The sequence below is a fragment of the Streptomyces sp. BE20 genome, from assembly GCF_036322525.1.
Classification (GTDB): domain Bacteria; phylum Actinomycetota; class Actinomycetes; order Streptomycetales; family Streptomycetaceae; genus Kitasatospora.
Window position 1 is genome coordinate 136697 of record NZ_JAQYWW010001113.1, and the last position, 25695, is coordinate 162391.

Consider the following 25695-nt stretch of genomic DNA (forward strand, 5'->3'; position numbering starts at 1 on the left):
ACACTGGTGCTTTCGCGCGGTCCTGTCCCATCTTTGTTCGGTTGGTCCCCGATGGCACCCCACGGCGCGTCGAGTGACCGGCCGCTAGGACACCCTCCCTGGGACACCCTCCCTCGCCTAGAAGGACCCTCGTTTTGGCCAGCAACACCCTCGGCGCGCGCCTCATGAGGCGCAAGCCCGTCTCCACCCTGATCGCCGAGACCGAAGGCCGCGACGGCCCGCCCGCCGGTGCGCCCGAGGAGGGCGGACGCTCCGGCATCCACCTGCGACGCTCGATCGGGCTCTGGCAGCTGTCCGCCATCGGCATCGGCGCCACCATCGGCACCGGCATCTTCTTCGTGCTCAGCACGGCGGTGCCCTCGGCCGGCCCGGCCGTGATCCTCTCCTTCGTGATCGCCGCCGTCACCGCCGGGCTCACCGCGCTCTGCTACGCCGAGATGGCCTCCGCCATCCCGGTCTCCGGGTCCTCCTACTCGTACGCCTACGCCACCCTCGGCGAGGGCGTCGCGTTCGGCGTCGGCATCTGCCTGCTGATGGAGTACGGGGTCTCGGCCTCCGCGATCGCGGTCAGCTGGGCCGAGTACCTGAACAAGTTCTTCGACCTGGCCTTCGGGTTCCAGATCCCGGAGGCGCTCTCCGGCGCGCCCGGGGACGGGCACTGGTTCAACCTGCCCGCGCTGCTGCTGGTCGCCATGGTGTGCTTCCTGCTGATCCGCGGCGTCAGCGAGTCGGTGAAGGTCAACGCGGCCATGGTGGGCATCAAGATCCTCATCCTGCTGCTCTTCATCGGCGTCGCGCTGACCGGCTTCCACTCCGGCAACCTGACCCCGTTCATGCCGCTGGGCATCGGCGGCGTGCAGGTCGCGGCCTCCAGCATCTTCTTCTCCTTCATCGGGCTGGACGCCGTGTCCACCGCCGGTGAGGAGGTCAAGAACCCGCGCCGCACCCTGCCGATGGCGATCATCATCTCGCTGGTCGTGGTCACCGTCCTGTACATCCTGGTGGCCGTCGCCGGCATCGGTGCCCAGCCCTGGGAGAAGTTCGACGGCCAGGAGGCCGGCCTCGCCCAGATCCTCCAGGACATCACCGGCCAGAGCTGGCCCGCGATGGTCTTCGCGTTCGGCGCGATCATCTCGATCTTCTCGATCACCCTCGTGGTGATCTACGGCCAGACCCGCATCCTGTACTCGATGGGCCGCGACGGGATGCTCCCCAAGCGCTTCGCCCAGCTCTCGCCGCGGACCGGCACCCCGGTCTGGAACACCGTCGTCGTCGGTATCGGCGTCGGTGCGCTGGCCGCCTTCATCCCGCTCAACGTCCTGGCCGACATCACCAGCCTCGGCACCCTGATCGCCTTCTCGGTGGTCTCGATCGGCGTGATCATCCTGCGCCGCACCCAGCCCGACCTGCCGCGCGGTTTCCGGGTGCCCGGCTACCCGGTCGTCCCGCTGATCAGCATCGGCTTCTGCGTCTACCTGATCACCGGCCTGCACGCCGACACCTTCCGGGCCGGTGCGATCGCCCTGGTCGTCGCGGTCGTCGTGTACTTCGGCTACAGCATCAAGCACTCCAAGCTGGAGCGGGCCGGGCGGCCGGCCGGTCCGGGGCAGCCGACCGACACGAACGCCGGCTGAGTCCCTTGAGCAGAGAACCGGGCCGTCCGGGGGTTCCGTCCCCCGGACGGCCCCGTTCGCACCTGGGGATACTCGCGGCGCAGACATGGCGACAGGGCGCCGCCCCCGGCCCTAACCTTCCACCATGGTGAGCACCCGCACGCCCGGCTACTCCCGCCCGCGCGGCCGCTTCACCGGTCGGGGCGGGACCCCGGACCCGCCCGGCCCCGACGTCCCCCCGGCCAGACGCGCCCGGCTGCGGGGCCGTCCGCCCCATCGTCCGTTCCCCCACCAGCGCGGCGAGAGCGGTCCGCCGGTCCCGCTCGATCGGCTGAATCCGGCCCGGCTCGCCGGGCACCGGGGCGTCCAACTGCTCGGCTGTCTGGTCGCGGCCGGCTGGGCCGCCGCCTTCCCGGTCGTCTCCGACCTGCCCAACCAGAGGCTCTGGGGCGCCGTCGCCGCCCCCTCCTACCTCCTCGCCGGGCTGTTCTGCCTGGCCCTCCCGCGCCGCGTCGCCGCCCGGAGCGCAGCCGCGGTCGCCCTGCTCGGCGCCGTCCTGGTGCCGCTGGCCGTGCTCGCCCTCCAGGGCCGCCACCAGTCCGAGGTGATGGTGGTCGAACGCTCGGCGCACCTGCTGTTCACCACCGGCAGCCCGTACCTGCCGGACCCGGTGACGGTCACCGACTACAACCCGTACCTGCCGGGGATGGCGGTGTTCGGGGTGCCGCGCGCGGTGCTCGGCGACGGCAACGCGGTGGCGCGGCTGGCCGGGGACGCCCGGATCTGGTTCGCGCTGGCCTTCGTGGCCTGCCTGGTGGCGGGCTGGCGGCTGCTGCGGCCGTCCCGGGACCGTGCGCCGCTGCTGCCGCTGACCGTGCTCACCGCCTCGCCGCTGATCGCCCTCGCGCTGGTCGGCGGCGGCGTGGACCTGCCGTTGATCGGGCTCTGTTGCCTGGCCATGGCCCTGGCCGAGCGTGACCGCACCGTCCCCGCCGGACTGGTGCTGGCGCTCGCCGGCACCCTCAAGTGGACCGTCTGGCCGGCGCTGCCGGTGGCCGTCCTGCTGCTCTGGCGGCTCTACGGGCGGCGGCCGGCCGGCAAGGCCGGGCTCACCGCCCTCGGCGCCGGCCTGGTCGTCATGGCCCCGATCGCGCTGGTCCGGGCGGACGCGCTGCGCGAGCAGGTGGTGCGGTTCCCGCTCGGGCTGACCGCGATCCAGACACCGGCGGGCAGCCCGCTGCCCGGCAAGGTGCTGGCCGGGTTCGGGCCGACCGGGCACACCGCCTCGCTGGTCCTGCTGACGGTGGGCGGGCTCGGTGTGGCGATCTGGCTGCTGGCCCGTCCGCCGGTCTCCGCGATTGCCGCCGCCGACCTGCTGGCCGCCGGGCTGGCGATCGCGTTCATGCTGGCCCCGGCCGGACGGTTCGGGTACCTGGCGCTGCCGGTGGTGCTCATGATCTGGCCCCGGCTGGCGGCCCGGCGGTGGACCGCCCGGCCACCCCGCCCGGTCGGCTGCCTGCTGGCCCGGCCGGAACCCGCCCTCCCGGGGCGCTGAGACGCCGGAGCCCCGGGGCCGGTCGGGCCTCCGGGGCGCGGGCGGGACGGGCGGGTCCGGGGAGGGCGGGTGCGGAGCGGCCGCGGTGCGCGGCTCAGCGGTTGCCGGCCGCCTTGATGACGGAGGCGACGGCCGGTCCGGCCGCGTCCACACCGTGACCGCCGCCCTCGACCTCGGCGGCGACGGCGATGTTGCCCCGGAAGGCGGTGAACCAGCTGTTGGTGGTGGTGATGCCGGTCGCCTCGGCGGAGCCGGTCTTGGCACCGGCGTTGTCCGAGATCCCGGCCATCACGTCCTTGGCGGTGCCGTCCTTGGCGGTGGCCGCCATCATGGCCTTCAGCTTCGCGGCGGCGTCGGGGGAGAGGTCGCGGGCGGCCTTCTGCTGCGGCAGCTCGGCGACCAGGATCGGCTGCTTGAACGTGCCGCTCTGCACGGTGGCGGCCACCGAGGCGATGGCCAGCGGGTTCATCTGGACCTTGCCCTGGCCGATCGACTGCATGGCCTGCTCGTCCTTGTTGGTGCCGGCGTCCGGCACCTGGGCGTCACTGCTGCGCAGGCCGGTCTGCCAGTTCAGGCCGAGGCCGAAGACGTCCTTGGCGGTGGTGGTCAGCGCACCCGGCTTGAGGCTGGCCAGGCCCTGGTCGATGAAGGCGGTGTTGCAGGAGATCATGAAGTCCTGCTGGAGGGTGTTGTTCGGGTACACCTCCTTGAACGAGTTCGGGATCGCCTGCGGGTTGCTGCTCTTCGCCGGGCAGGCCACCACGGTGTCCGGGTTGACCCCGGCCTCCAGCAGCGCGGCCGAGGTGACGATCTTCATCGTGGAACCCGGGGCGAGCTGACCCTGGAAGGCCCGGTTCTGACCGGTCACGGGCGCGTTGGCGAAGGCCAGGATCTGGCCGGTGCTCGGCTCGATGGCGATGATCGAGCCCTTCTTGCCCCCGAGGTCGGTCATCGCCTTCTCGGCCGCCGCCTGCAGGGTGGCGTCGACGGTCAGCTTGAACGGCTTGGCGGGCTTGGGCTCGACGATGGTGAACAGCCGGTCCACGGCGCTGTTCGGGTCGGCGGGGTTGGTGATCACCACGCCGCTGCCCGCGTCGCTCTGGTCCTTGTTCTGCTCCGCGAGGAGCTTCTGGACCTTCGTCTGTGCCTCGGTGACCAGCGACGCGGTGATCGAGGGGCTGTTCAACGCCTTGTTGTTGCGGTCCACGACGTTGCCGGGCGGGGCGAGGACCGGCTGGGTGGCGATCACCTCGCCGGGGGCCAGGTGCGGGTGCAGGACCGTCGGCGCCCAGTGCACGGCCGGGGTGTCGTCGCTCATCTTCACGACGTTGAGGAAGCCGTTGTAGTCCCAGACCCGGTTGGTGCCCTCGAACTCGGCGCGGGCCTTGAAGCCCATCAGCACGCCGGTCGGCCCGGGCGTCGGCGCCGCCGACGGCGTGTCGGTGGCGGCGGCGGTCGGCGCGGCCGTGCCGGAGGCGGCGGGGGCCGACGGCTTCGCCGGAGAGGGGGTGCCGGTCGCCGAGGCGAAGGCCGCCGGGGTGGCCGGGCCGGCCGGCGCGAGGGTCAGCCCGCTCGGCTTCACCTGGTCCCGGAAGGCGGTCAGCGCCGTGGTCGCGGTCGCCGGGTCGTCGGTCAGCGAGGCCGCCTTGGCGAGGTCGCCCGCCGCCCAGGCCGCCAGGAAGTCCTTGGCGCCGGCCGCCGCCTGCTCGGCGCTCGGGGGCTCGGCGACCACCGTGCGCGGCTTCTTGGCGGGTGCCTCGTCCGAGTCGCCCGAGCCGCCGACGAGGCTGTACGCCCCGTAGCCGCCCGCCGCCAGCATGGCGACGGCCACGCCGGTGATGATGCCGGTCTTCGCGCCACTGCGCATGGTGCTGCTCCCCCAAGGGTCGGGCGATCGGGCCGCAGCCGGAGGTGGCCGGATGCGCGTTCGGTGCCCAGCCTAGGCAGCCGAACTCCGTGCGCCGACGAAACGCCCGGGTCTTGTGACGGATCTGGTACGTGTCGCACACCGCTCCGGTACCCTCCCCGCCCCGTGCCCGGGGTCCGTCAGATCCAGCTGTTGAACCACATCCGCTGTCGCCAGTCGTCCATCGGAATCGTCTCGCCCGTATACAGGGGGTAGAAGAAGAGAAAGTTCCACATGATCAGCAGGACGAGCAGACCGGCACCGGCCGAGCCGATGATCCGGCGGTCCCGGGAGGCTCCCGCGGGCCCGATCATCGCACCGATCAGCATGGTCACCGCGAGCACCAGGAACGGCACGAAGCAGACCGCGTAGAACAGGAAGATGGTCCGCTGCTGGTAGACGAACCAGGGGAGGTAGCCGGCCGCCAGGCCGCAGAGCACGGCGCCGGCCCGCCAGTCGCGGCGGACCGCCCAGCGCCAGAGGCAGTAGACCAGGGCGACGGCGCCGGTCCACCAGAGCAGCGGGGTGCCGATGCCCAGCACCTCGCGGGCGCACTCGCTGACCGTGCACCCGGCCTGGCCCTGCTTCGGCGACTCGTAGAAGAACGAGACCGGCCTGCCCACCACCAGCCAGCTCCACGGGTTCGACTGGTAGGTGTGCGGGTCGCTCAGGTGGGTGTGGAAGTCGTAGACCGTCGAGTGGTAGTGCCAGAGCGCGCGCAGGCCCTCCGGGATCCAGGGGAAGTCGGTGGACCGGCCGACCGCCCAGTCCCGCCCGTAGCCGCCCTGGTTGGGGACGATGCTACTGGCGAACCAGCCCCACCAGGAGGTGATGTAGACGACCACCGAGGTGCCCACGATCGAGACGAAGGCGGGCACCGCGTCGCGCACCAGCGTCCACAGGTACGGGCGGCTCGCGCCGGCCAGCCGGCGCGAGCCCACGTCCCACAGCACCGTCAGCAGGCCGAAGGCCGCCGCCACGTACAGGCCGCTCCACTTGGTCGCGCAGGTCAGGCCCACGCAGACGCCGGCCGCGATCCGGTACGGGCGCCAGCCCAGGTTGAGCCGGTGGGCGAGCCCCGTGTCCGGGCCGTCGCCGATCCGGGCGGCGATCCGGGCCCTGGTGCGGTCTCGGTCCAGCAGCAGGCAGCCGAAGGCGGCGAGGATCCAGAACATCACCACCAGGTCCAGCAGGGCGGACCGGCTGAGCACGAAGTGCAGGCCGTCCACCGCGAGCAGCAGCCCGGCCACGCAGCCCAGCAGGGTGGAGCGGAAGAGCCGGCGGGCGATCCGGGCCACCATCAGCACCGAGAGGGTGCCGAGCAGGGCCACCGCGAACCGCCAGCCGAAGGGGTTCATCCCGAACAGCTGCTCGCCGGCCCCGATGATCCACTTGCCGACCGGCGGATGCACCACGTACGAGGGGTTCGACTGGTACGGGACCCCGGCGCCCGCCATGATCTTGTCGTTGGCGCCTTCCGGCCAGCTGATCTCGTAGCCGCCGTGCCAGAGCGCGTAGGCGTCCTTGGCGTAGTACGTCTCGTCGAAGATGATCGCGTTCGGCTGCCCGAGGCCGGTGAACCGGAGCAGTCCGGCGAACAGGGCCACCGCGAGCGGGCCGAGCCAGCCCGCCCAGCGACAGAGCCAGGACCAGAACGGCGCCGGCAGGGATATGCCCAGGCGGAGCAGGAGCGGCGAGGGCGGGACCCGCTTCGGCGTCACGCCCCGGCCGTCCGGCATCGGTGGCGCCAGGCGCTCGGCCTGCGACGCCTTGAGCGCCGGGGTGTAGCCGAACCGGGCGAGACCGCGCAGCCAGGCCGGGCGCGGTTCCCGGGCGCCGTCGGCCTCGGTGTCGCCGGCGGTGTCGCCGGCGGTACTCGTGACGGTGCTCGTGCCGGTGCCGGCCAACGGCTCGGGGCCCTCGGCGTGGCCCCGAACGCGGTCGGAGACGGGGCCGGGGCCGGGGTCGTCCCCCGGGGCGGCCTCGCGCGGACCCGGCAGGGCGGACGACGGCTGGTCCGTCAGGACCGGCACGCCGACGTCACCTCGCGGGGTGTGGTCTGTACCAGTAGGCGTCTGGGCCGCCGTGTCGCCATTCACCAGCCACATGGTAGGGGTGTGCCGTGAGCGTGGGACGGCTCCCTCCGAAGCTGCCCGAATCGTCACCAAAAGCACCCGGGCGCCGGTTGCTGGAAGGATGGGGTCCGTGACAGGAGTACTCGTTCTCGCAGGCACCCCCATCGGCGACGTTTCTGACGCCCCTCCCCGGCTGCTCACCGAGCTGGCCACCGCGGACGTGATCGCCGCCGAGGACACCCGGCGGTTGCGCCGGCTCACCCAGGCGCTCGGGGTGACCACGGCAGGGCGGGTCGTCTCCTACTTCGAGGGCAACGAGGTCGGCCGCACCCCCGAGCTGGTCGAGGCGCTGCTCGGCGGCGCCCGCGTGCTGCTGGTCACCGACGCCGGGATGCCGTCGGTGTCCGACCCCGGCTACCGGCTGGTCGCCGCCGCGGTCACCGCCGACATCAAGGTCACCGCTGTGCCCGGGCCGTCCGCCGTGCTCACCGCGCTGGCGCTGTCCGGCCTGCCGGTGGACCGCTTCACCTTCGAAGGCTTCCTGCCCCGCAAGACCGGGGACCGGGCCCGGCAGCTCGCCACCGTCGCCGCCGAGCCGCGCACGATGGTCTTCTTCGAGGCCCCGCACCGGATCGCCGAGGCGCTGGCCGCGATGGCCGAGGCGTTCGGGGCCGACCGGCCCGCGGCCGTCTGCCGCGAGCTGACCAAGACCTACGAGGAGGTCAAGCGCGGGCCGATCGGCGAGCTGGCGGCCTGGGCGGCCGAGGGCGTGCGGGGGGAGATCACCGTGGTGGTGGCCGGCGCCCCGCCGGCCGCGCCGCAGGAGCTGACCCCGGCCGAGCTGGCCCGGCTGGTGGCCGTCCGGGAGGAGGCCGGCGAGCGGCGCAAGGAGGCGATCGCGGCGGTCGCGGCCGAGCTGGCGCTGCCCAAGCGGGACGTGTTCGACGCCGTGGTGGCGGCGAAGAACGCGGCGGCGGCCGGGGCCTGAACCGGGGGCTTGGTTCGGGGGCTTGGTTCAGGGGTTTGAGCCGGGGGTTTGAGCCGGGGTCCGGGTCGGGGCCGGGGCGGTGCGCCGCGGCGGGCCGGACCCCGGCGCCGCCCCGGCCGTCCGGCGCGCGGGGGTGCCGGTGGACGGACCGGCGCGTACCTTGGAGAGAAGGCCCCGGTAAACGCCCACCCAGCTGAAGTTTCGGTCGAGGTTTTCGGGCAGGAACCACCCTTTCGTATAGGGATTCCCAACCCGCCTCCAAGTCTTCACAAGACGGGCATCGGCGGGGAGGTTCCGGGCATTTCCTGGGATGGAAAGACCCAGCCGGGCGAGCGTCCGGCGGGCGCTGGGAGACGGCTATGAGCGAGACGATCGGTAGCCCCCGCGGCGGCAACGCCCTGAGCGACCCCGGCCCGAGCAGCCCCGGCCCGACCGGCCGGCCGCACACTCCCGTCGAGACCGTCCGGGAGGCCTACTCCTTCGCGTGCCTGAGCTGCGGGTACGGGTGGGAGCAGGCGTACGACATCGAGCACCACGTGGCCCGTGACGGGCACGTCGTGTTCGAGTACCACGCCAACGGTGTCCGGGTGCCGTCGCCGCTGCTCAAGCCGACCTGCCCGGGCTGCGGCGGCCACACCGTGCGGATCATGCGCGAGGGCCGGGTGGCCGTCGCCGAGCGGACCGGCCAGCACGCCCCCGGCTACCCCGACCACGCCGAGCCCGCCGGGCCGGTCGTCGCCCGGCCGGTCCGGGCGCGCGGGGCGGCGGAGGGTGCCGGCGCGGCGGGAGGAGCCTGGTCGCGGTTCTGGGCGCGGCTGCGGGGCTGATCGGCCGCGAGGCTGCGAGGCCGCGGGGAGCGAAGGGACCGAAGGGTTCTCGGGGCTCGCGCGGGCTTACGGGGGCTATCGGGGCTCGCGGCGCTCGCGGCGCTCGCGGGGCTCCAGGGGTGGACGGCCGGAGGGCCGGGCAGTGGTGGCCGGGCGGTCGCGCGGGCGGTCCGGCCCCTCGGACAGGTCCTGCCCGAGGCTGCGGCGAGGCCCCTCGCCGAGCGGCCGGTCGAGGGCGGTCCGCGCACCCGACTAAGCTTTCCGACCATGGCGGCCACTGCAGACCACAGCACCAGCAGCACCGGGGGCACCACCTCCGCGTACTACGTCACCACCCCGATCTACTACGTGAACGATCGCCCCCATCTCGGCCACGCGTACACCACCGTGGCGGGCGACGTCCTCACCCGCTGGCACCGCCAGCGGGGCGAGAAGGTGTGGTACCTGACCGGCACCGACGAGCACGGTCAGAAGATCCTGCGCACCGCCGAGGCCAACGGCGTCACCCCGCAGGAGTGGTGCGACAAGCTGGTCGAGGAGGCGTGGAAGCCGCTCTGGCAGCACCTGGAGATCGCCAACGACGACTTCATCCGCACCACCCAGGAGCGGCACACCGCCCGGGTGCAGGAGTTCGTCCAGGACCTGTACGACAAGGGCGAGATCTACAAGGGCGGCTACTCCGGCCCGTACTGCGTCGGCTGCGAGGAGTACAAGCTCCCCGCCGAGCTGCTCGACGGGGCGACCGAGGACGAGAAGCTCTGCCCGATCCACAAGAAGCCGGTCGAGTGGCTGGAGGAGGAGAACTACTTCTTCCGCCTCTCCGCGTACGGCCCGAAGCTGCTGGAGTTCTACGCGGAGAACCCCGGCTTCATCGCCCCCGAGACGGCCCGCAACGAGGTGCTGCGCTTCGTCGAGCAGGGCCTGCAGGACCTCTCCATCTCCCGCTCCACCTTCAACTGGGGCGTCCCGCTGCCCTGGGACGAGAAGCACGTCCTCTACGTGTGGGTCGACGCGCTGCAGAACTACATCACCGCGGCCGGCTACGGCGCCGACCCGGAGCGGTTCGCCGAGCTGTGGCCCGCCTCCGTACACCTCGTCGGCAAGGACATCCTCCGCTTCCACGCGGTGATCTGGCCCGCGATGCTGATGGCCGCCGGGCTGCCGCTGCCCAAGCGGGTCGTCGCCAACGGCTGGCTGATGGTCGGCGGCGAGAAGATGTCCAAGTCCAACCTGACCGGCATCTCCCCGACCGACCTGACCTCGCACTTCGGCGTCGACGCGTACCGCTACTACTTCCTGCGGGCGATCCCGTTCGGCACCGACGGTTCGTTCTCCTGGGAGGACTTCGCCGCCCGGTACACCTCCGAGCTGGCCAACGACTTCGGCAACCTCGCCTCCCGGGTGGCGGCGATGGTCGGCAAGTACTACGACGGCGCGCTCCCGGCCGCGACCGCGCACGGCGACGCCGAGCAGGCCGTCGCGGACGGCCTCGCGGCGGCGGTGCGGACCGCCGACCGGAAGATCGGCGAGGAGCTGGACTTCGCCGGCGGGCTCGCGGCGATCTTCGAGTTCGTCAAGCAGGTCAACGGCTACCTCACCGAGCAGGCACCGTGGAAGGTCGCCAAGGACGAGTCGGCCGAGGGCCGGGCCCGCCTGGCCACCATCCTCTACACCGCCGCCGAGTCCCTGCGCGCCACCGCCGTGCTGCTCAACCCGGTGATGCCGGCCACCGCCGAGAAGCTCTGGCTCTCGCTGGGCGCGGCCGAGGGCCTGGGCGCGCTCGCGGAGCAGGACGTCGTCGGTGCCGCCCGATGGGGCCTGCTGCCCGTCGGCTCGACCGTCACCAAGGGCGACATCCTGTTCCCGCGGCTCGAAGAGAAGCCGGCCTCCTGAGGCCTGCCCTCGCGGCAGAGAAGAAGGACGACGACTGATGCCGAAGAAGGACGACGACCGGTCGACCCCGCCTCCGCTGCCGGCCCCGCTGGCGGTGGCGGTGGCCGACTCGCACACCCACCTGGACATGCAGTCGGGCACCCCCGCCGAGGGCCTGGCGCGCGCCGCCTCGGTCGGGGTGACCACCGTCGTCCAGGTCGGGTGCGACGTGCCCGGCTCGCGCTGGGCCGCCGAGCTGGCGGCCCAGTACGAGCAGGTGCACGCGGCCGTCGCGCTGCACCCCAACGAGGCGCCGCGGATCTTCCTCGGCGACCCGGACGGCTGGTCCGGTCAGCGGCGGGCCCCGGGAGGGGCCGCCGCCCTGGACGCGGCGCTGGCCGAGATCGACGCGCTCGCCGCGCTGCCGCAGGTCGTCGCGGTCGGCGAGACCGGCCTCGACTACTTCCGTACCGGGCCGGAGGGCGTGGAGATCCAGAAGGAGTCGTTCCGCCGCCACATCGAGATGGCCAAGCGCCACGGCAAGGCCCTGGTGATCCACGACCGGGACGCGCACGAGGACGTCATCGCCGTCCTGCTGGCGGAGGGCGCCCCCGAGCGGACCGTCTTCCACTGCTACTCCGGCGACGCCGGGATGGCCAAGGTCTGCGCCCAGCACGGCTGGTACCTGTCGTTCGCCGGACCGGTCACCTTCAAGGCCAACCAGCCGCTGCGCGACGCGCTGGCCGTCACCCCGCTCGACCGGATCCTGGTCGAGACGGACGCGCCCTTCCTCACCCCGCACCCCTACCGCGGCCGCCCCAACGCCCCGTACCTGATCCCGGTCACGGTGCGGTCGATGGCGGACACCCTGGGGCTGCACGAGGACGAGCTGTCCACGGCCCTCGCGGCGAACACGGCCCGGGCGTTCGGGTACTGATCCGATCGAACGAACATCGGGTTCCGGAGGAACGGTTCGGCACTCCCGGGGCAGTCCCGGGGCACCCCTGGGCTGGCCGGCATCAGTGCAGTGAGGGAGTCGCGGCGCCGACAACCTGCCGAGCGTCCACGAGTTCCACCGGGACGAGGAGAAGGGCGTCCACCTGCCCGTCGCGCAGCACGAGGGCGTGCTGCGGACCTCGGTGCCGTACCCCGTGGAGATCGACCTCGCGGCGGTCGTCGAACTCCGAGCACCCTCCGCGCCCGTATCCTTGGCGCGTGAGCACCACCGACCCCACCCCTGACAGCCATCTGCTCGGCGCCGCGGACATCCGGGCCCTGGCGGAAGCGTTCGGCGTCAAGCCGACCAAGCAGCGCGGGCAGAACTTCGTCATCGACGGCAACACCGTGCGGCGGATCGTCCGGGCCGCGGGGGTGACCGCCGAGGACGCGGTGGTCGAGGTCGGGCCCGGGCTCGGGTCGCTGACCCTGGCCCTGCTGGAGGCCGCCCGGCACGTCACCGCGGTCGAGATCGACCCGGTGCTCGCCCGGCACCTGCCGGACACCGTCGCCGCCCGGATGCCCGGCAAGGCCGACGCCTTCGACCTGGTCCTCAGCGACGCCATGGTGGTCACCGAGCTGCCCGGCCCCGCGCCGACCGCGCTGGTCGCCAACCTCCCGTACAACGTGGCCGTGCCGGTGCTGCTGCACATGCTCGCCACCTTCCCCAGCATCGAACGGACGCTGGTGATGGTGCAGAGCGAGGTCGCCGACCGGCTCGCCGCCAAGCCGGGCAACAAGGTATACGGCGTGCCGTCCGTCAAGGCCAACTGGTACGCCGACGTGAAGCGGTCCGGGGCCATCGGGCGGAACGTGTTCTGGCCCGCGCCCAACGTCGACTCCGGGCTGGTCTCGCTGATCCGCCACGAGCCCCCCGTCACCACCGCCACCCGGGACGAGGTGTTCGCGGTCGTCGACGCCGCGTTCGCCCAGCGCCGCAAGACCCTGCGCGCCGCACTCGCCGGCTGGGCAGGCTCCCCCGCCGCCGCCGAGCAGGCACTCGCCGGCGCCGGGATCGACCACAAGCTGCGCGGCGAGATGCTGACGGTGGAGCAGTTCGCCGCGATCGCCGAACACAAACCGGAGTAAGGGCCCTCAGTGAGCGTCACGGTACGAGTCCCCGCCAAGGTCAACGTCCAGCTGGGAGTCGGCGGACTGCGCGCCGACGGCTTCCACGACCTGGCCAACGTCTTCTTCGCAGTCGCCCTCGGCGACGAGGTGACGGCGACCCGGGGCGAGCCCGGGCAGGGCGTCACGCTCGGCTGCACCGGTCCGGACGCCGACGCCGTCCCGCTGGACGGGAACAACCTCGCCGCCCGCGCCGCCCGGCTGCTCGCCGCCCACCACGGCCTTGCCGAGCCCGACGTCCACCTGCACATCGCCAAGGCCATCCCGGTGGCCGGCGGCATGGCCGGCGGCAGCGCCGACGGTGCGGCGGCGCTGGTCGCCTGCGACGCCCTGTGGGGCCTGGACACGCCTGCGGACGTGCTGCTCGACCTGGCGGCGGAGCTCGGCTCGGACGTGCCGTTCGCCCTGGCCGGCGGCGTCGCCCTGGGCCGCGGCCGCGGCGAGATCCTCGAAGCGCTGCCCGTCACCGGGACCTTCCACTGGGTCTTCGCGGTCGCCGACGGCGGCCTCTCCACCCCCGCCGTCTTCCGCGAGTGCGACCGCCTCCGCGAGGAGGCCGGCACCGGCTCCGCCGACACCGAGGTACCCACCCCCGACGCCGACCCGGCCCTGCTCGCCGCCCTCGCCGGCGGTGACGCCGTCGCCCTCGCCGGGGCGCTCGCCAACGACCTCCAGCCCGCCGCGCTCTCCCTGCGGCCGGCCCTGGCCGACACCCTGCGGGCCGGCACCGAGGCGGGCGCGCTCGGGGCCCTGGTCTCCGGTTCCGGACCGACCTGCGCCTTCCTGGCCAAGGACGCCGACGCGGCCGAGGCCGTCGCCACCGCGCTGCGCGCCTCCGGCAGCTGCCGGGCCGCGCACGCCACCCACGGGCCGGTGCCCGGGGCGGCGGTCCTCGCCGGGTGAGGCGGCCGGGGGCTTCGTCCCGCGGGGCGCGGACGGCTCCGAGCGGGGCGGGCCCCGCCCCGGCGAACCGCTCGGCGGCCGGGTCGGCCGAGGCGGCCCACTAGGCTGGGGAGGATCGGGGCTCCGCCCGAGCCCCGATTCCTCGAACCCTGGAGCGCAGCACACGTGGCCGTCAACCTCGCCACCATCGAGTCCGTCACGAAGGTCTACGGCACCCGGGCCCTTCTGGACGGGGTCAGCCTCGGCGTCAGCGAGGGCGACCGGATCGGCGTCGTCGGACGCAACGGGGACGGCAAGACCACCCTGATCCGGATGCTCGCCAAGCTGGAGGAACCGGACGGCGGACGGATCACCCACTCCGGCGGCCTCCAGCTCGCCGTCCTCACCCAGCACGACTCGCTCGACCCCGAGGCCACCATCCGGCACGAGGTCATCGCCGGCCGCGCCGACCACGAGTGGCTCGGCGACGCGCGCATCCGCGACATCATCGAGGGACTCTTCGGCGGACTCGACCTGCCCGGCTTCCCCAACGGCCTGGACACCGTCATCGGCCCGCTCTCCGGCGGCGAGCGCCGCCGGATCGCCCTCGCCAAGCTGCTGCTCGGCTCGCCCGACCTGATCGTCCTCGACGAGCCCACCAACCATCTCGACGTCGAGGGCATCGCCTGGCTCGCCAAGCACCTCCAGGCGCGCCGCTCCGGACTCGTCTGCGTCACCCACGACCGCTGGTTCCTCGACCAGGTCTGCACCCGCATGTGGGACGTCCAGAACGGCGCCGTCCACGAGTACGAGGGCGGCTACTCCGACTACGTCTTCGCGCGCGCCGAGCGGTCCCGGATCGAGGCCGTCGAGGAGCAGAAGCGCCAGAACCTGGCCCGCAAGGAGCTCGCCTGGCTGCGCCGCGGCGCCCCCGCCCGCACCTCCAAGCCGCGCTACCGGATCGAGGCCGCCAACGCCCTGATCGCCGACGTCCCCGACCCGCGGGACAAGAGCGAGCTGATGAAGTTCGCCAACGCCCGCCTCGGCCGGACCGTCTTCGAGCTGGAGGGCGTGACCGTCAAGGCCGGGCCCAAGCTGCTCCTGGAGAACCTGACCTGGCAGCTCGGCCCCGGCGACCGGATCGGCCTGCTCGGCGTCAACGGGGCCGGCAAGACCTCGCTGCTGCGCGCGATGCGCGACGCGTACGCCTCGGAGGGCGACGTCCAGCCCGCGTCCGGCGTGATCAAGGTCGGCAAGACGGTCCGACTGGCCTACCTCTCCCAGGAGGTCGTCGAGCTCGACCCGGACATCCGGGTCCTCCAGGCCGTCGAGCAGGTCCGCTCGCGGGTCGACCTCGGCAAGGGCCGGGAGATGAGCGCCGGCCAGCTCTGCGAGCAGTTCGGCTTCGGCAAGGACAAGCAGTGGACCCCGGTCGGCGACCTGTCGGGCGGCGAGCGACGCCGGCTCCAGCTGCTCCGGCTGCTGATGGACGAGCCCAACGTGCTCTTCCTGGACGAGCCCACCAACGACCTCGACATCGAGACGCTCAACCAGCTGGAGGACCTCCTCGACGGCTGGCCCGGCTCCATGGTCGTCATCAGCCACGACCGCTTCTTCATCGAGCGGACCACGGACGTCACGCACGCGCTGCTCGGCGACCAGCGGATGCGGATGCTGCCGAACGGCGTCGACGAGTACCTGGAGCGGAGGGCCCGGATGGCCGCCGCCTCGGCCCCGGCCGTCCCCGCTGCGGCCTCCGGCTCCGCCACCGACGCCACCGGGCTGTCGTCCGGCGACGCCCGGGCGGCGAAGAAGGAGATGCAGAAGCTGGAGCGGCAGATCGCCAAGCTGGACCAGAAGGAGTCCAAGCTGCACTCCCAGCTCGCGGAGCACGCCGCGGACTTCTCCAAGGTCGCCGAGCTGGACACCCAGCTGCGGGCGGTGCGGGAGGAGAAGGAGGAGCTGGAGCTGAGCTGGCTGGAGCTGGCCGAGCAGGTCTAGGCCGGTACCAGGCCGGCTCTAGGCCGGATCTGGGTCGGTGCCAGGCCGGTACTGGGTCGGCGCTGGGTCGGTCCACGTCCGGCGAGGCGGCCCCCGGCGCCCTGCGGGTGCCGGGCCGGTGGCGTCCGCCTGCCCTCTGCGGTCGGCCTGCGGGTGCCTACCGGCCACCGTCGGGCCGACCACTGCCGAGAAGCGTGTCCAGCTCGTCCGCCGCACGGCCCAGCGCGCTGCGCGTCGGGTCGTGCGGCCGGGTCGGCCGCACCGCCGCGCGCGTGGGCGGACGATGCGCGCGGGCCGCCGCCGTCAGATCGTCCAGCGCCCGCCGGACCCGCGCCACCTCGACCGGATCCGGCACCCGGCCGCCGTACCGGCGCTGAGCCGCGAACGCCGCCACCGCGCCGCTCAGCCGCTCCAGCGCGGCCGTCGCCGGCAGCCACTGCGCGGCCAGCCGCCCGGTCGGCGGAGGCTCGGAGAGCCCCCGCTCCACCTCCGACCGGGCGTCGGCCAGCGCCCGGTAGGCGGTCCGGCGCAACCACACCTCGGCGAGCGGCTGGGGACCGTCCGGCTGCGCCACGGAGGCCAGGTAGGACTCCAGCGCCGCAGCCGCCGTCACCAGGCGCGGCTCGATCCGGTGACGCGCACGCTCCGGCCAGAGCAGGTAGCCGAACAGCAGCACGATCGCGCTGGCCAGTACGGTGTCCAGCAGCCGGGGCCAGAACTCGGCCGCCCCGCTCTGCCCGCCCAACTGCAACAGGACCAACGCCATCGGCGTCATCACCACGGTGTTGAGCCCGTAGTGCGCCGCCGTCGCGTACGGCAGCAGGGCCACACAGAGCGCGGCGATCCCGGTCAGCGCCCAGGCGTCGGTGGTCAGCGAGAGCAGACCCGCCGTCACCGCCACCCCGAGGACCGTTCCGACCGAGCGGCTCACCGCACGCAGGAACACCGACCCGAGGTCCGGCTTCAGCACGAAGGCGATCGTCATCGGCACCCAGTAGCTCTTGCTGAGCGGCAGCGACGCCGTGACGGCCGAGCCGACCGCGATGCAGAGCGCCACCCGCAGCCCGTACCGGACCGAGGCGGCCGACAGCAGCCGCACCCGCAGCCGCCACGGATCCGGCGGCGGGGCGGGCGCGGTGCCCGGCGCCGCCTCGCGGCCCGCGACCGTCTCCGAGGCCGCCCGCAGAGCCACGTCCAACGCCCGCCGCGACGGCGTGTCCGGCAGCCAGTCCGGCACCGGCACCTCGCCGCCGCCGCGCTCCACGGCCCGCGCCAGCCGGGCAGGCACCTCCGCCACCTCGGCCGGGACCGGCCGCCACGCCCACAGCAGACCGGCCGCCGCCTCGGTCGCCGCCAGCGCCGCCTCGTACATCCGGCGGAGCCGGACCGTGCGCGGCGAATCGGGCAGACGGGGGCGGGGCGGGGGCAGCAGGTCCTGCACCTGGTTCAGACGGGCCGTCAGCACCTGGCGGGAGGACGCGCCCTGCGGCGTACCGAGATCGGCCAGCACCCGGCCCAGCGCGTCGTACGCGGCCGCCAGCGCGCGGTTGCGGGGATCCGCCGCGGGCCGCCGGTAACTGCGCGACGGCAGGCCCAGCAGGACCACGAACGCCGCACCGGCCAGCATCATCGGCGCCGCCGCCCACCAGGGGTGAGGCAGCGGCATGCCACTGCCCAATGCCGCCGACACCAGCAGCAGCATGCCGGCCGCCGAACCCCGCGGGCCGGTCGCGCTCAGCGCCCCCGAGACGAAGGCCGTGACGGTCAACACGGCGCCCAGCGTGAGCGCAGTCGGCTGGAGGTGCTGCAGCGCGGTGCCGATCAGCATGCCGAGTGCCGACACGAGGACGGCTCCGCCGATTCGCGGGGCGCGCAGCCGGACCGGCTCGATCCGGTCGTTCATGGTGGCGTGCATCGCACCCAGCCCGGCGAACACACCGAGGTCCACCCGGTGCGTCAGCAGGCCGACCGCCAGCGGCACCGCCATGCCGAACGCGGCGCGCACCATCAGCGCGAGCGGCAGCGGAGGCCGCGCCGGCCGGGCGGCGCGGGCCCACCAGGGGGCGTCGGCGGGCGGGGCGGCGGTCACGAGGCTGCGTCCGATCTGCTGCGGGGCCTGCCCCGGGTGGAGGGCGGGGCGGCCCGGATCGCTGCTGTGCGACATTGCGCGGCAGATGAGGTCGTATCCGGCGGAACCGGACCCGATCAGTCTAACCGTCGGGGCGGGGCGTCCTCCGGGTGCGCCCGCCGGGTGTCCCCGGCTGTCGGGGGCCGCGGGCGGGGCCGCGGGCCGGCCTGCCCCGGGGCGCGGGGCCCCTCGCCGTGTGTCACGTTCGTACCGAACGCCTACAGGCGGGCCATGGTCCCTGCCCGTCCGACGGGGCGGTGGCTACCATGGCCGGGGCGGCACCCGGCCTACGGGCGGACGAGTGCGCCCGGGCGGGACGATGCTCGTCGCGCCCGGGCGGGACGATGCTCGTCGGGCCCGTTCCGCTTGCACAGCCGTGTAGTTGACGGTACGTCGCGGCGTGGCGCCGGGGGCGCCCCGCGAACGGGGGAGAGGTGGACTGCTGTGCCAGGCGAGGCTGGACCGGGCGGCGCGGGCTGGGCGGACGGCCCCAACGGCGAAGTGAAGCCGTGGCCGCTCGACAACAGTTGGATCGGCAGGACGGCCAGTCAGGTCCAGGTCGACGTCAGCGCCACAGCGCTGGTGGCGGCGTTCGGATCCAAGGACGTCAAGGTCGAACTCGACACGCTGATCAACTTCAAGAAGAAGGTCGACGCGTTGCTGGCCTCCCTGGAGGGGTCGGAGGCCGCCCAGCACAAGGTCAAGGAACAGAAACTGGCGGAGGGGAACCTCGGCACCGGCTTCAGTGAGTCCAAGGACCTGATGGCCGCGTACGACAAGACGCACGCGGCGATCGCCCAGCTCTCGAAGGCCTTCGCCGACCAGATCGGCAGGATGAGCGCGGCGGTCGCCCAGACGGCGGGCACGTACGGGAGCAACGAGGAACACCAGACGGCGGCGGTCAAGGCGGTCGCGAAGAACGCCGACACCTACATTCCGGCGGCCGGACCGCACGGACCGGCGCCGAAGCAGGGCGGTGGCGGGTCTTTCTCATGACGCCGCTCCGGGGGGAAGAGTTCCAGTGACACGGGGAGCAACTGATGGCAGGCGGGACGAACTTCGAGGGAATCGAGCACGCCAGGCTCAAGTCGATGGTCATCAACAGCGATCCGACGAAGGTGACCAGCCGGGGTAACCAGCTCAAGGCGGCCAGCCGGGTCCTGGACGACCTCAGCCGGGCGCTGGCCGCCCACCTCGGCCAGATCCAGTGGGAAGGCCCGGCCGCCGAGAGCTTCAAGACCTGGGCCACGGACCTGAACAGGTCGGCGGCGATGATCAGCGAGTACTCGAAGGGGGCCGGCGACGCGATGGTCCAGGCCGGCGAGGCGCTGAGCACCGCGAAGACCGGCGTGCCGGAACCGCCGAAGACCGACATCGACACGGTGGACCGCCACTCCAGGCAGCCTTGCCTGAAGCCCTCGACGGTGAGTGTGGCCGGGATCGGCAACCCGTCCGTGATGACCGACGCGATCATGAAGAAGGAGGACCCGACCTGGGTCTCCTACGCGGAGGCCGCGGCGGCCCACAAGCGCGTCGAGGCCGCGCACCAGGAAGCCATCCACCAGATGGAGAAGTTGGGGCAGGCGTACGAGGCCGCGACCACCAAACTGAACGGCCTCAAGCTGCCTGAGCTGCCGGGCGAATCAAGCCATGGCGCACGTAACAGTGAGGAGAACGTCACGATTGGTGGTGGTGCGTACGTAGGATCCGGTGGCTCCACGGGCGGTTCGCGAAGTGGTGGTGGCTACCGCGGTGGTAGCTACAGCCCAGCAGGTACCGGCTACGTCGCTGGTGGCGGCTCCATGGCGAGTCATCCGTCTGCGTCGGCTTCGCAGGGAGCCGGCCCTTTGGGCCACGTCCCACCGAGTTCGTCTCCCGGTGGATCGGCGCCGCTGCCGCGATACCCGAGCGAGTCGGCAGAGTCCCCGTCCCCGTGGTACCCCACTGACCGGCCCGGTACCGGCCTCGATGGCCTTCCGCCCGCGCCGACTCCGACCGGCTCTGCGGGCCCTGGCTATGGCGGTTCCGTGTCACCGCACGGCCAAGGGGGCGTGCCCGGGTATCCGACCACTCCCGGCAACGATCCCGTCCTTCACCCCGTTAGTGGGCCTGCCCCGTTCGGAGGGGCCGGTCCGTTCGGTGGCGCTGTCGCGCCCGTCAAGGGTGGTGGCGGATCTGTCCCGCCGAACCGTGCAGGCATCTTCGGAGGCGGGAACCTTCCTGCGGGAAACAGTGGTTCGGGACCGAGTGGGTCCGGCCCGATCTTCGGGACGCGCGAGGCTCAGGGCCGGGCGGGCACGGCCGGTGGTCAGGGCGGCACCGGCGGTGTGGGCGGTGGTGTTCAACCGGGCATGGGCGGTTTTGGCGGCGGCAGTGTGGTGGGAGGTGGCTCGCGTGGTCGCGGCTCCGGTTCTACCGGTGGCGGTGTCATCGGTGGGCAGAGCGGCCCGGTGGCCGGCGGGGAGTTCACGCCTGGCGGGAGTGGCCTACGGAACCGGGCTCCAGGCGCCGGGGCTGCTGCCGAGGGCGGGGCGCGTCAGGTCCAGAACGGCATGATGGGGCCGGGCATGATGGGCGGTACGGCGGGGCGGAGCGGCCGCGATCGCCGCAAGCGGGCCGACTACCTGCACGAGGACGAGGAGACCTGGACCACCGGTACTCCGAGGAGTAATCCGGGCGTGATCGAGTAGCGCGGAAACGATCGCCCGGCCGTTGGGCTCACCCTGGTGGCCGGTGCGGACCTGTCCGGGGTGTGGTCCTTGCCTGACGGCGAGACCGACGAGGGAGCTGTGATGCGGCGGACGAGCGTATGGGCGCGTGGGCGGGGGGTCACTGCGACGGTGCTCGCGGCAGGGATCGTCGCCGGTCCGGTGGCGGGACCTGCACTTGCTGTGGAATCGATCCGAGAGCAGCAATGGCACCTTGATGTCATGAAGGTGCCCGAAATCTGGACGACCAGCAAAGGCCAGGGCATCACAGTCGCTGTCATTGACGGTGGTTTCAACTTTGAGCATCCGGACCTTCTCGGCCAGCTCTTACCGGGGAAAGACTTTAGCGGTCTGCCAGGCGGGGTGGGGACCTCTTCTGATGGGCATGGCACCGGTATTGCCAGTCTCATTGCTGGATCCGGCAAGGGGATGGGCGGTAAGGGGGCATTCGGCCTGGCCCCAGGCGCAAGGGTTCTGCCTTTGAAGATCAAGAACGACTCGAACGCGGGTCGGGTTGCCACGGCGGAGTTCTTCAAGCAGATCGGACAGGCCATTACGTATGCGGCTGACCAGGGTGCCAAGGTCATCAACATCTCCCAGGGCGGCACCTTGGCTGGCGCGTCGGAGGCCGACATGGCGGCGATGACGGGTGCCGTCTCGCATGCAGCCGCCAAGGGTGCCTTGGTGGTCGCCAGCGTCGGGAACTCGGCGCAGTCGGGCAATCCGATCGAGTATCCAGGAGCATTGCCGGGAGTGGTCGGTGTCGGGGCGGTCGACCGGAACGGCTGGGTTGCGCCGGAGTCGGAACAGGGGCCGCAGGTCGATGTCGCTGCACCCGGTGTCGACATGTACAACGCGTGTATTGGGCCTTCGGGGTACTGCAAGACTCACGGAACGTCCGATGCCGCAGCGATCGTCTCGGCTTCCGCTGCGCTGCTGTGGGCGGTTCACCCTGAATGGAGTGCCAATCAAGTTGTGCGGGTACTCATCAACACCGCCGGGAAGCCGACGGACGGGTCCCATCGGAATGACATCGTGGGATACGGCATTGTGCGCCCGCGAGTTGCCCTGACCGAGCCAGGGGATCCGGGGCCGGCGGATGTCTATCCGATTCCGGAGCAGGCGGTCGGTGAATCCTCACCCGCTCCGTCCTCGGCCGTTCCGGCCGTTCCGGCGGCTCCGGTGAGGCCGTCGGGTTCCTCGGGTGTTCCGGGGGAGGGTAAGGCGGTCGGCGAAGCGGCCGGCTCGGGTGGTGTGGTGCCGGTGGTTGCGGCGGTGGTCGGCGGGTTGGTGCTGGTGGCCGGAGGGGTGGCGTTCCTGGTGGTGCGGCGGCGGTCGGCGCGGCCCGGGGTGGCCGGGGTGCCGCCTCTGCCGCCGAGTGACCACCCGTACGTGCGGTAGCCCGACGGCAGGTGCGCCCCGCGCCTTGCGCGGCACGCGGCCTTCTCCGGGCGGGAGTTCGGACCGGCGTGCGGGGCGGCGCGTGGTGGGGGCGAGGGCGCCGGTGTCACTCGGGTGGAGGCTGGTCCGGGGCGTCGGGAGGTCGCCAGGGTGGTGGTATGGGTGCGAAGGGACAGATGCGGCGGGCTGCGGCTGCGGCGCTGATCGGTACGGCGATCGAGTTCTACGACTTCTTTATCTACGGGACGGCGGCCGCGCTCGTCTTCGGCGGGGTTTTCTTCCCTGAACTGGGCACGGTGGGGGCGCTGTTGGCGGCGTTCTCGGTGTACGCGGTGGCGTTCCTGGCCCGGCCGCTGGGGGCGGTGGCGTTCGGGCACTTCGGGGACCGGCTGGGGCGGAAGACGACGCTGGTGGTGTCGTTGCTGCTGATGGGGCTGTCGACGGCCGCGGTGGGACTGCTGCCGGGGTTCGCGGTGTGGGGGTGGTGGGCGCCGGTGGCGCTGGTGGTGCTGCGGGTGTGCCAGGGGGTGGGTCTGGGCGGCGAGTGGGGCGGTGCGGCGCTGCTGGTGGCGGAGAACGCGCCGGCCGGGCAGCGCGGGCGGTACGGGGCGTATCTGCAGTTGGGGCCGACGAGTGGCTTCGTGCTGGCCAACGGGGTGTTCCTGGCGCTCCAACTGGGCCTGGACGAGGCTGCGTTCCGGTCCTGGGGTTGGCGGGTGCCGTTCCTGGCGTCGTTGGCGCTGGTGGCGGTGGGGCTCTTCGTGCGGCTGCGGCTGGAGGAGACGCCGCTGTTCAAGGGGGAGGTGCGGACGGGGGCGGAGCGGGCGCCGGTGATGGAGGTGCTGCGCGGGCACTGGCGGACGGTGCTGCTCGGCTGCGGCGCGATCACCGTGGGGTACGCGCTGTTCTACCTGACCACCACGTACGCGCTGGCCTACGCCACGACGGGACTCGGGGTGCCGAGCACGTTGGTGCTGTCGATGCTGCTGGCGGGCGCGGCGGGGAAGGGTGTGACGGTGTGGCTGAGCGCGCGGCGCAGTGACGTGTGGGGGCGGCGGCGGACGCTGCAGCTGGCGACGGTGCTGGCGGTGGCGTGGGGTCTGGTGCTGTTCCCGCTGCTGGAGACGGTGCGCCGGCCGCTGATGTTCCTGGCGCTGGCGGGCGCGATGGTGGTGCTGGGGTGCCTGCTGGGTCCGCTGGCGGCGTTCCTGCCGGAGCTGTTCCCGACCCGGGTGCGGTACACGGGGGCGGCGCTCACCTACAACCTGGGCGGGGTGGTGGGCGGGGCGACCACCCCGTTGATCGCGACCAGGCTGACGGAGGCGTACGGGACGGCGGAGCCGGTCGGCTGGTACCTGGCGGTGTGGGGGGTGGTGGCACTGCTCTGCCTGCGGCTGCTGCCGGAGACGAGCGGGACGGACCTGGCGGTGGCCGGGGCGCACGGCGGGCGTCGCCGGGTGACCGGCCGCCTGGGGGCGGGGGCGGACCCGGCGGCGTAGCGCGCGGTGGCGGGGGGTCGGCCGGGGGTCGGCGCAGGCGCGGTGGCCCGGGCCGTGCTCCGGTCGCCGCTCCCGGAGGCCGAGTTGGTGAGGCCGGTGGCGGCGAGCCCGTGCCGCCGGGAAGGAAGGGAAGGCGGAGTGTCCGGGCGGGGGACCGGGTCCCCTCTGGTGACCGAGGGGGATCGGGGACCCGGATCGCTACGCTGGCGGCATGACGACACAGGAGCGCCGTCCGGCGGTGGTCGGGCAGGCGCAGGGGCTCGATGTCTTCGCCCGGCTCTGTCCCAGCCGGGTCGTCTTCGCCGTCCTGGCGGACAAGTGGGCCCTGCTGATCGTGATGAGCCTCGGCGAGGTGGGCGGGCAGCGGTTCTCCGAGGTGCGGCGAGCCGTCGACGGGATCAGTCGCAAGATGCTCACCCAGTCGTTGCGCACGCTGGAGCGGCACGGGCTGGTCCGGCGTACGGTGTACCCGGAGACGCCGCCGCGGGTGGTCTACGAGCTGCTGCCGCTCGGCCTGCAGCTGGCCGATCTGGTCGCGCCGCTCGGTCGCTGGACCGAGGAGCACGCCCCGGCGATGCTGGCCGTTCGGGAGGGGGTCGACCGGGCGAACGGGGAGGGCTGAACGCGGCCGGATCCCGGCCCGGGTCGATTTCCCTTTCCGGCGCCGGGCCGTGTAGTGTCTTCCTTGTTCGAGCGGGCAGTGGTCAGGCCGGCACGGACGAGGTGAACAAGCCCCTATAGCTCAGTCGGTAGAGCGTCTCCATGGTAAGGAGAAGGTCTGCGGTTCGATTCCGCATGGGGGCTCGGCAAAGGACCTCCGCCATCAGGCGGGGGTCTTTTTCGTGTGTCCGCCCTCGCGGTGGCGGTGAGACGGCCTAGCAAGTCGGGTACGGAATGCGCTGTGATGGTGCGTCATCGGCCACCTGTCCCGAGCGGGCGGGGGCGCGGGCCGGACGCCGACCTGGAGGGCCTCATGGGTGTTCGACTCGTGGTGGTCGACGACCACCGGCTACTGGCGGAGGCGCTGGCCACCGCGCTCCAGTTACGTGGTCACCGGGTGCTCGCGGTCGGCTCCCCGGCGGGGTCGGCGGCCGACCTGGTGGCGGGCCGGCGGCCGGAGGTGTGCCTGCTGGGCGTGTCCGCGCCGGCCGATCCGGGGGCCTTCGAGGGGCTGCGCCGGATCCGCCGGGAGCGGCCCGAGGTGGCCGTCATCGTCCTCGGTCCGGTTGGTGAACTGCGGGGAGTGGCAGGGGCGTTCGCCGCTGGTGCGGCCGGCTACGTGCCGAGCGACGAGCGGATCGAGGTGGTCGAGCGGGCCATCGCCCGGGCCCGGGCGGGCGAGGCGGCGGTCACCGTGGAGGTGCTCCGGGGCGCCTTCGACCAGTTGCTCAGGCCGGCGGCGGAGCCGGACGACGAGGCGGTCCGGCTGCTGCGGCTGCTGACCCGGCGTGAGGTCCAGGTGCTGGCGCGGATCGCGGACGGCGAGGACACCGCGGCGATCGCGGCGGGGATGCGGATCGCCGCGAGCACGGCGCGGACGCACGTCCAGCGGGTGCTGATGAAGCTCGGTGCCCGGACCCGCCTGGAGGCGGCGGCGGTCGCGGCGCGCACCGGGCTGCTGGACCGGATGGCCCGGCCCTGAGCGTGGCGCGGCGCCGAATCCGCCCCGGTTCCACGGCCCGGGTCCCGCCTCCGGGCGCCCGGCCCGGCTCCGGCCTCCGCTGCGGGCCCCGGACCGGGGTGCTCCGCCGTTCGGGAACGCGCGGCCCGGCTGCGGGCGCGAAGCCCGAAGTGTCGTGCGGGCGTACGGGGCTCGTACGGGCATCCGGAACCGGGTCAAACCTGGCATAGGGTGGCCGTCCCGATGGTCCGGAGCACCCTGGGGGCCGGGGAGAATGGGCCGCAGTCGTACGTAAGTCTCCGATGGCCCGCCGACGGCGGAAACCATCGTCCGCTGGAGGTCGAGCATGAGTAAGTACCTGGTCACGGGTGGCGCCGGCTATGTCGGCAGTGTGGTGGCCGCCCACCTGCTGGAGGCGGGTCACCAGGTGACCGTCCTGGACGATCTCTCCACGGGCTTCCGTGCGGGCGTGCCGTCCGGTGCGGAGTTCGTCGA

At 73.0% G+C, this 25695-nt stretch carries 19 protein-coding genes and 1 tRNA gene; 17 read left to right on the forward strand and 3 right to left on the reverse strand.

Annotated elements, in window-relative coordinates; genetic code table 11:
- Positions 1-134 precede the first annotated feature (134 nt).
- Together PUR61_RS33870 and PUR61_RS33875 are read left to right on the forward strand one after the other, a co-directional pair.
- Complete coding sequence (locus PUR61_RS33870; protein WP_329883343.1) at positions 135-1634, forward strand: amino acid permease; 1500 nt, start codon at positions 135-137, stop codon at positions 1632-1634.
- Positions 1635-1758: 124 nt separating this feature from the next.
- On the forward strand, positions 1759-3168 hold the full coding sequence (locus tag PUR61_RS33875; protein WP_329883344.1) for a glycosyltransferase 87 family protein: 1410 nt from the start codon (positions 1759-1761) through the stop codon (positions 3166-3168).
- A 94-nt stretch (positions 3169-3262) separates the two neighbouring features.
- Here the strand turns inward: PUR61_RS33875 and PUR61_RS33880 are convergent, their stop codons facing one another.
- Both PUR61_RS33880 and PUR61_RS33885 read right to left on the reverse strand, forming a co-directional pair.
- Complete coding sequence (locus PUR61_RS33880) at positions 3263-5035, reverse strand: penicillin-binding transpeptidase domain-containing protein (protein WP_329883345.1); 1773 nt, start codon at positions 5033-5035, stop codon at positions 3263-3265.
- Between the two features lie 179 nt (positions 5036-5214).
- Positions 5215-6981, reverse strand: a complete 1767-nt coding sequence (locus PUR61_RS33885) for a dolichyl-phosphate-mannose--protein mannosyltransferase (protein ID WP_443035287.1) — start codon at positions 6979-6981, stop codon at positions 5215-5217.
- Between the two features lie 289 nt (positions 6982-7270).
- Here PUR61_RS33885 and rsmI point away from each other — a divergent pair, with 289 nt between their 5' ends.
- The 7 genes from rsmI (at position 7271) to PUR61_RS33920 (ending at position 15843) form a co-directional block, all read left to right on the forward strand.
- The gene (rsmI, locus tag PUR61_RS33890; protein ID WP_329883347.1) at positions 7271-8137 is read left to right on the forward strand and encodes a 16S rRNA (cytidine(1402)-2'-O)-methyltransferase; all 867 of its coding nucleotides are present in this window, start codon (positions 7271-7273) and stop codon (positions 8135-8137) included.
- A gap of 359 nt (positions 8138-8496) precedes the next feature.
- Complete coding sequence (locus PUR61_RS33895; protein WP_329883348.1) at positions 8497-8964, forward strand: hypothetical protein; 468 nt, start codon at positions 8497-8499, stop codon at positions 8962-8964.
- A 267-nt stretch (positions 8965-9231) separates the two neighbouring features.
- The gene (gene metG, locus PUR61_RS33900; RefSeq protein ID WP_329883349.1) at positions 9232-10857 is read left to right on the forward strand and encodes a methionine--tRNA ligase; all 1626 of its coding nucleotides are present in this window, start codon (positions 9232-9234) and stop codon (positions 10855-10857) included.
- A 37-nt stretch (positions 10858-10894) separates the two neighbouring features.
- Positions 10895-11773: a TatD family hydrolase gene (locus PUR61_RS33905; RefSeq protein WP_329883350.1), complete on the forward strand. Its 879-nt coding sequence runs from the start codon at positions 10895-10897 to the stop codon at positions 11771-11773.
- A gap of 278 nt (positions 11774-12051) precedes the next feature.
- Positions 12052-12921, forward strand: a complete 870-nt coding sequence (gene rsmA, locus PUR61_RS33910; RefSeq protein WP_329883351.1) for a 16S rRNA (adenine(1518)-N(6)/adenine(1519)-N(6))-dimethyltransferase RsmA — start codon at positions 12052-12054, stop codon at positions 12919-12921.
- Between the two features lie 9 nt (positions 12922-12930).
- A complete protein-coding gene (locus tag PUR61_RS33915; RefSeq protein WP_329883352.1) occupies positions 12931-13863 on the forward strand; it encodes a 4-(cytidine 5'-diphospho)-2-C-methyl-D-erythritol kinase in 933 nt (310 codons plus the stop codon).
- Positions 13864-14028: 165 nt separating this feature from the next.
- A complete protein-coding gene (locus PUR61_RS33920) occupies positions 14029-15843 on the forward strand; it encodes an ABC-F family ATP-binding cassette domain-containing protein (RefSeq protein WP_329883353.1) in 1815 nt (604 codons plus the stop codon).
- A gap of 157 nt (positions 15844-16000) precedes the next feature.
- Here PUR61_RS33920 and PUR61_RS33925 read toward each other — a convergent pair whose 3' ends face one another.
- Entirely contained in the window at positions 16001-18007 is a 2007-nt protein-coding gene (locus PUR61_RS33925; RefSeq protein ID WP_329883354.1) for an FUSC family protein, read from the reverse strand.
- A 408-nt stretch (positions 18008-18415) separates the two neighbouring features.
- Between PUR61_RS33925 and PUR61_RS33930 the strand changes: the two genes are divergently transcribed.
- The 8 genes from PUR61_RS33930 to PUR61_RS33965 all read left to right on the forward strand — a co-directional run.
- Complete coding sequence (locus PUR61_RS33930) at positions 18416-18967, forward strand: hypothetical protein (RefSeq protein ID WP_329883355.1); 552 nt, start codon at positions 18416-18418, stop codon at positions 18965-18967.
- A gap of 44 nt (positions 18968-19011) precedes the next feature.
- The gene (locus PUR61_RS33935; protein WP_329883356.1) at positions 19012-20661 is read left to right on the forward strand and encodes a WXG100 family type VII secretion target; all 1650 of its coding nucleotides are present in this window, start codon (positions 19012-19014) and stop codon (positions 20659-20661) included.
- Positions 20662-20901: 240 nt separating this feature from the next.
- Positions 20902-22080, forward strand: coding sequence for a type VII secretion-associated serine protease mycosin (mycP, locus tag PUR61_RS33940; protein WP_329883357.1), 1179 nt, complete (start codon positions 20902-20904; stop codon positions 22078-22080).
- A gap of 158 nt (positions 22081-22238) precedes the next feature.
- Positions 22239-23579: an MFS transporter gene (locus PUR61_RS33945; RefSeq protein ID WP_329883358.1), complete on the forward strand. Its 1341-nt coding sequence runs from the start codon at positions 22239-22241 to the stop codon at positions 23577-23579.
- Positions 23580-23790: 211 nt separating this feature from the next.
- Positions 23791-24201: a winged helix-turn-helix transcriptional regulator gene (locus PUR61_RS33950; RefSeq protein WP_329883359.1), complete on the forward strand. Its 411-nt coding sequence runs from the start codon at positions 23791-23793 to the stop codon at positions 24199-24201.
- Between the two features lie 109 nt (positions 24202-24310).
- Positions 24311-24383 (forward strand) — tRNA-Thr (locus PUR61_RS33955).
- A gap of 169 nt (positions 24384-24552) precedes the next feature.
- Positions 24553-25221 carry a response regulator transcription factor gene (locus tag PUR61_RS33960; RefSeq protein WP_329883360.1) on the forward strand — a complete coding sequence of 223 codons (669 nt, stop codon included), beginning with the start codon at positions 24553-24555 and terminating at the stop codon, positions 25219-25221.
- Positions 25222-25546: 325 nt separating this feature from the next.
- A partial coding sequence (locus PUR61_RS33965; RefSeq protein ID WP_329883372.1) for an NAD-dependent epimerase/dehydratase family protein occupies positions 25547-25695 on the forward strand: 149 nt, incomplete at its 3' end.

Excerpts from the sequence above, each read along its gene's own strand:
- PUR61_RS33875 (WP_329883344.1), top strand. The coding sequence starts at position 1,759 with ATGGTGAGCACCCGCACGCCCGGCTACTCCCGCCCGCGCGGCCGCTTC.
- PUR61_RS33880 (WP_329883345.1), bottom strand. The coding sequence starts at position 5,035 with ATGCGCAGTGGCGCGAAGACCGGCATCATCACCGGCGTGGCCGTCGCC.
- rsmI (WP_329883347.1), top strand. The coding sequence starts at position 7,271 with ATGGGGTCCGTGACAGGAGTACTCGTTCTCGCAGGCACCCCCATCGGC.
- PUR61_RS33895 (WP_329883348.1), top strand. The coding sequence starts at position 8,497 with ATGAGCGAGACGATCGGTAGCCCCCGCGGCGGCAACGCCCTGAGCGAC.
- metG (WP_329883349.1), top strand. The coding sequence starts at position 9,232 with ATGGCGGCCACTGCAGACCACAGCACCAGCAGCACCGGGGGCACCACC.
- PUR61_RS33905 (WP_329883350.1), top strand. The coding sequence starts at position 10,895 with ATGCCGAAGAAGGACGACGACCGGTCGACCCCGCCTCCGCTGCCGGCC.
- PUR61_RS33925 (WP_329883354.1), bottom strand. The coding sequence starts at position 18,007 with ATGTCGCACAGCAGCGATCCGGGCCGCCCCGCCCTCCACCCGGGGCAG.
- PUR61_RS33935 (WP_329883356.1), top strand. The coding sequence starts at position 19,012 with ATGGCAGGCGGGACGAACTTCGAGGGAATCGAGCACGCCAGGCTCAAG.
- mycP (WP_329883357.1), top strand. The coding sequence starts at position 20,902 with ATGAAGGTGCCCGAAATCTGGACGACCAGCAAAGGCCAGGGCATCACA.
- PUR61_RS33945 (WP_329883358.1), top strand. The coding sequence starts at position 22,239 with ATGGGTGCGAAGGGACAGATGCGGCGGGCTGCGGCTGCGGCGCTGATC.
- PUR61_RS33950 (WP_329883359.1), top strand. The coding sequence starts at position 23,791 with ATGACGACACAGGAGCGCCGTCCGGCGGTGGTCGGGCAGGCGCAGGGG.
- PUR61_RS33960 (WP_329883360.1), top strand. The coding sequence starts at position 24,553 with ATGGGTGTTCGACTCGTGGTGGTCGACGACCACCGGCTACTGGCGGAG.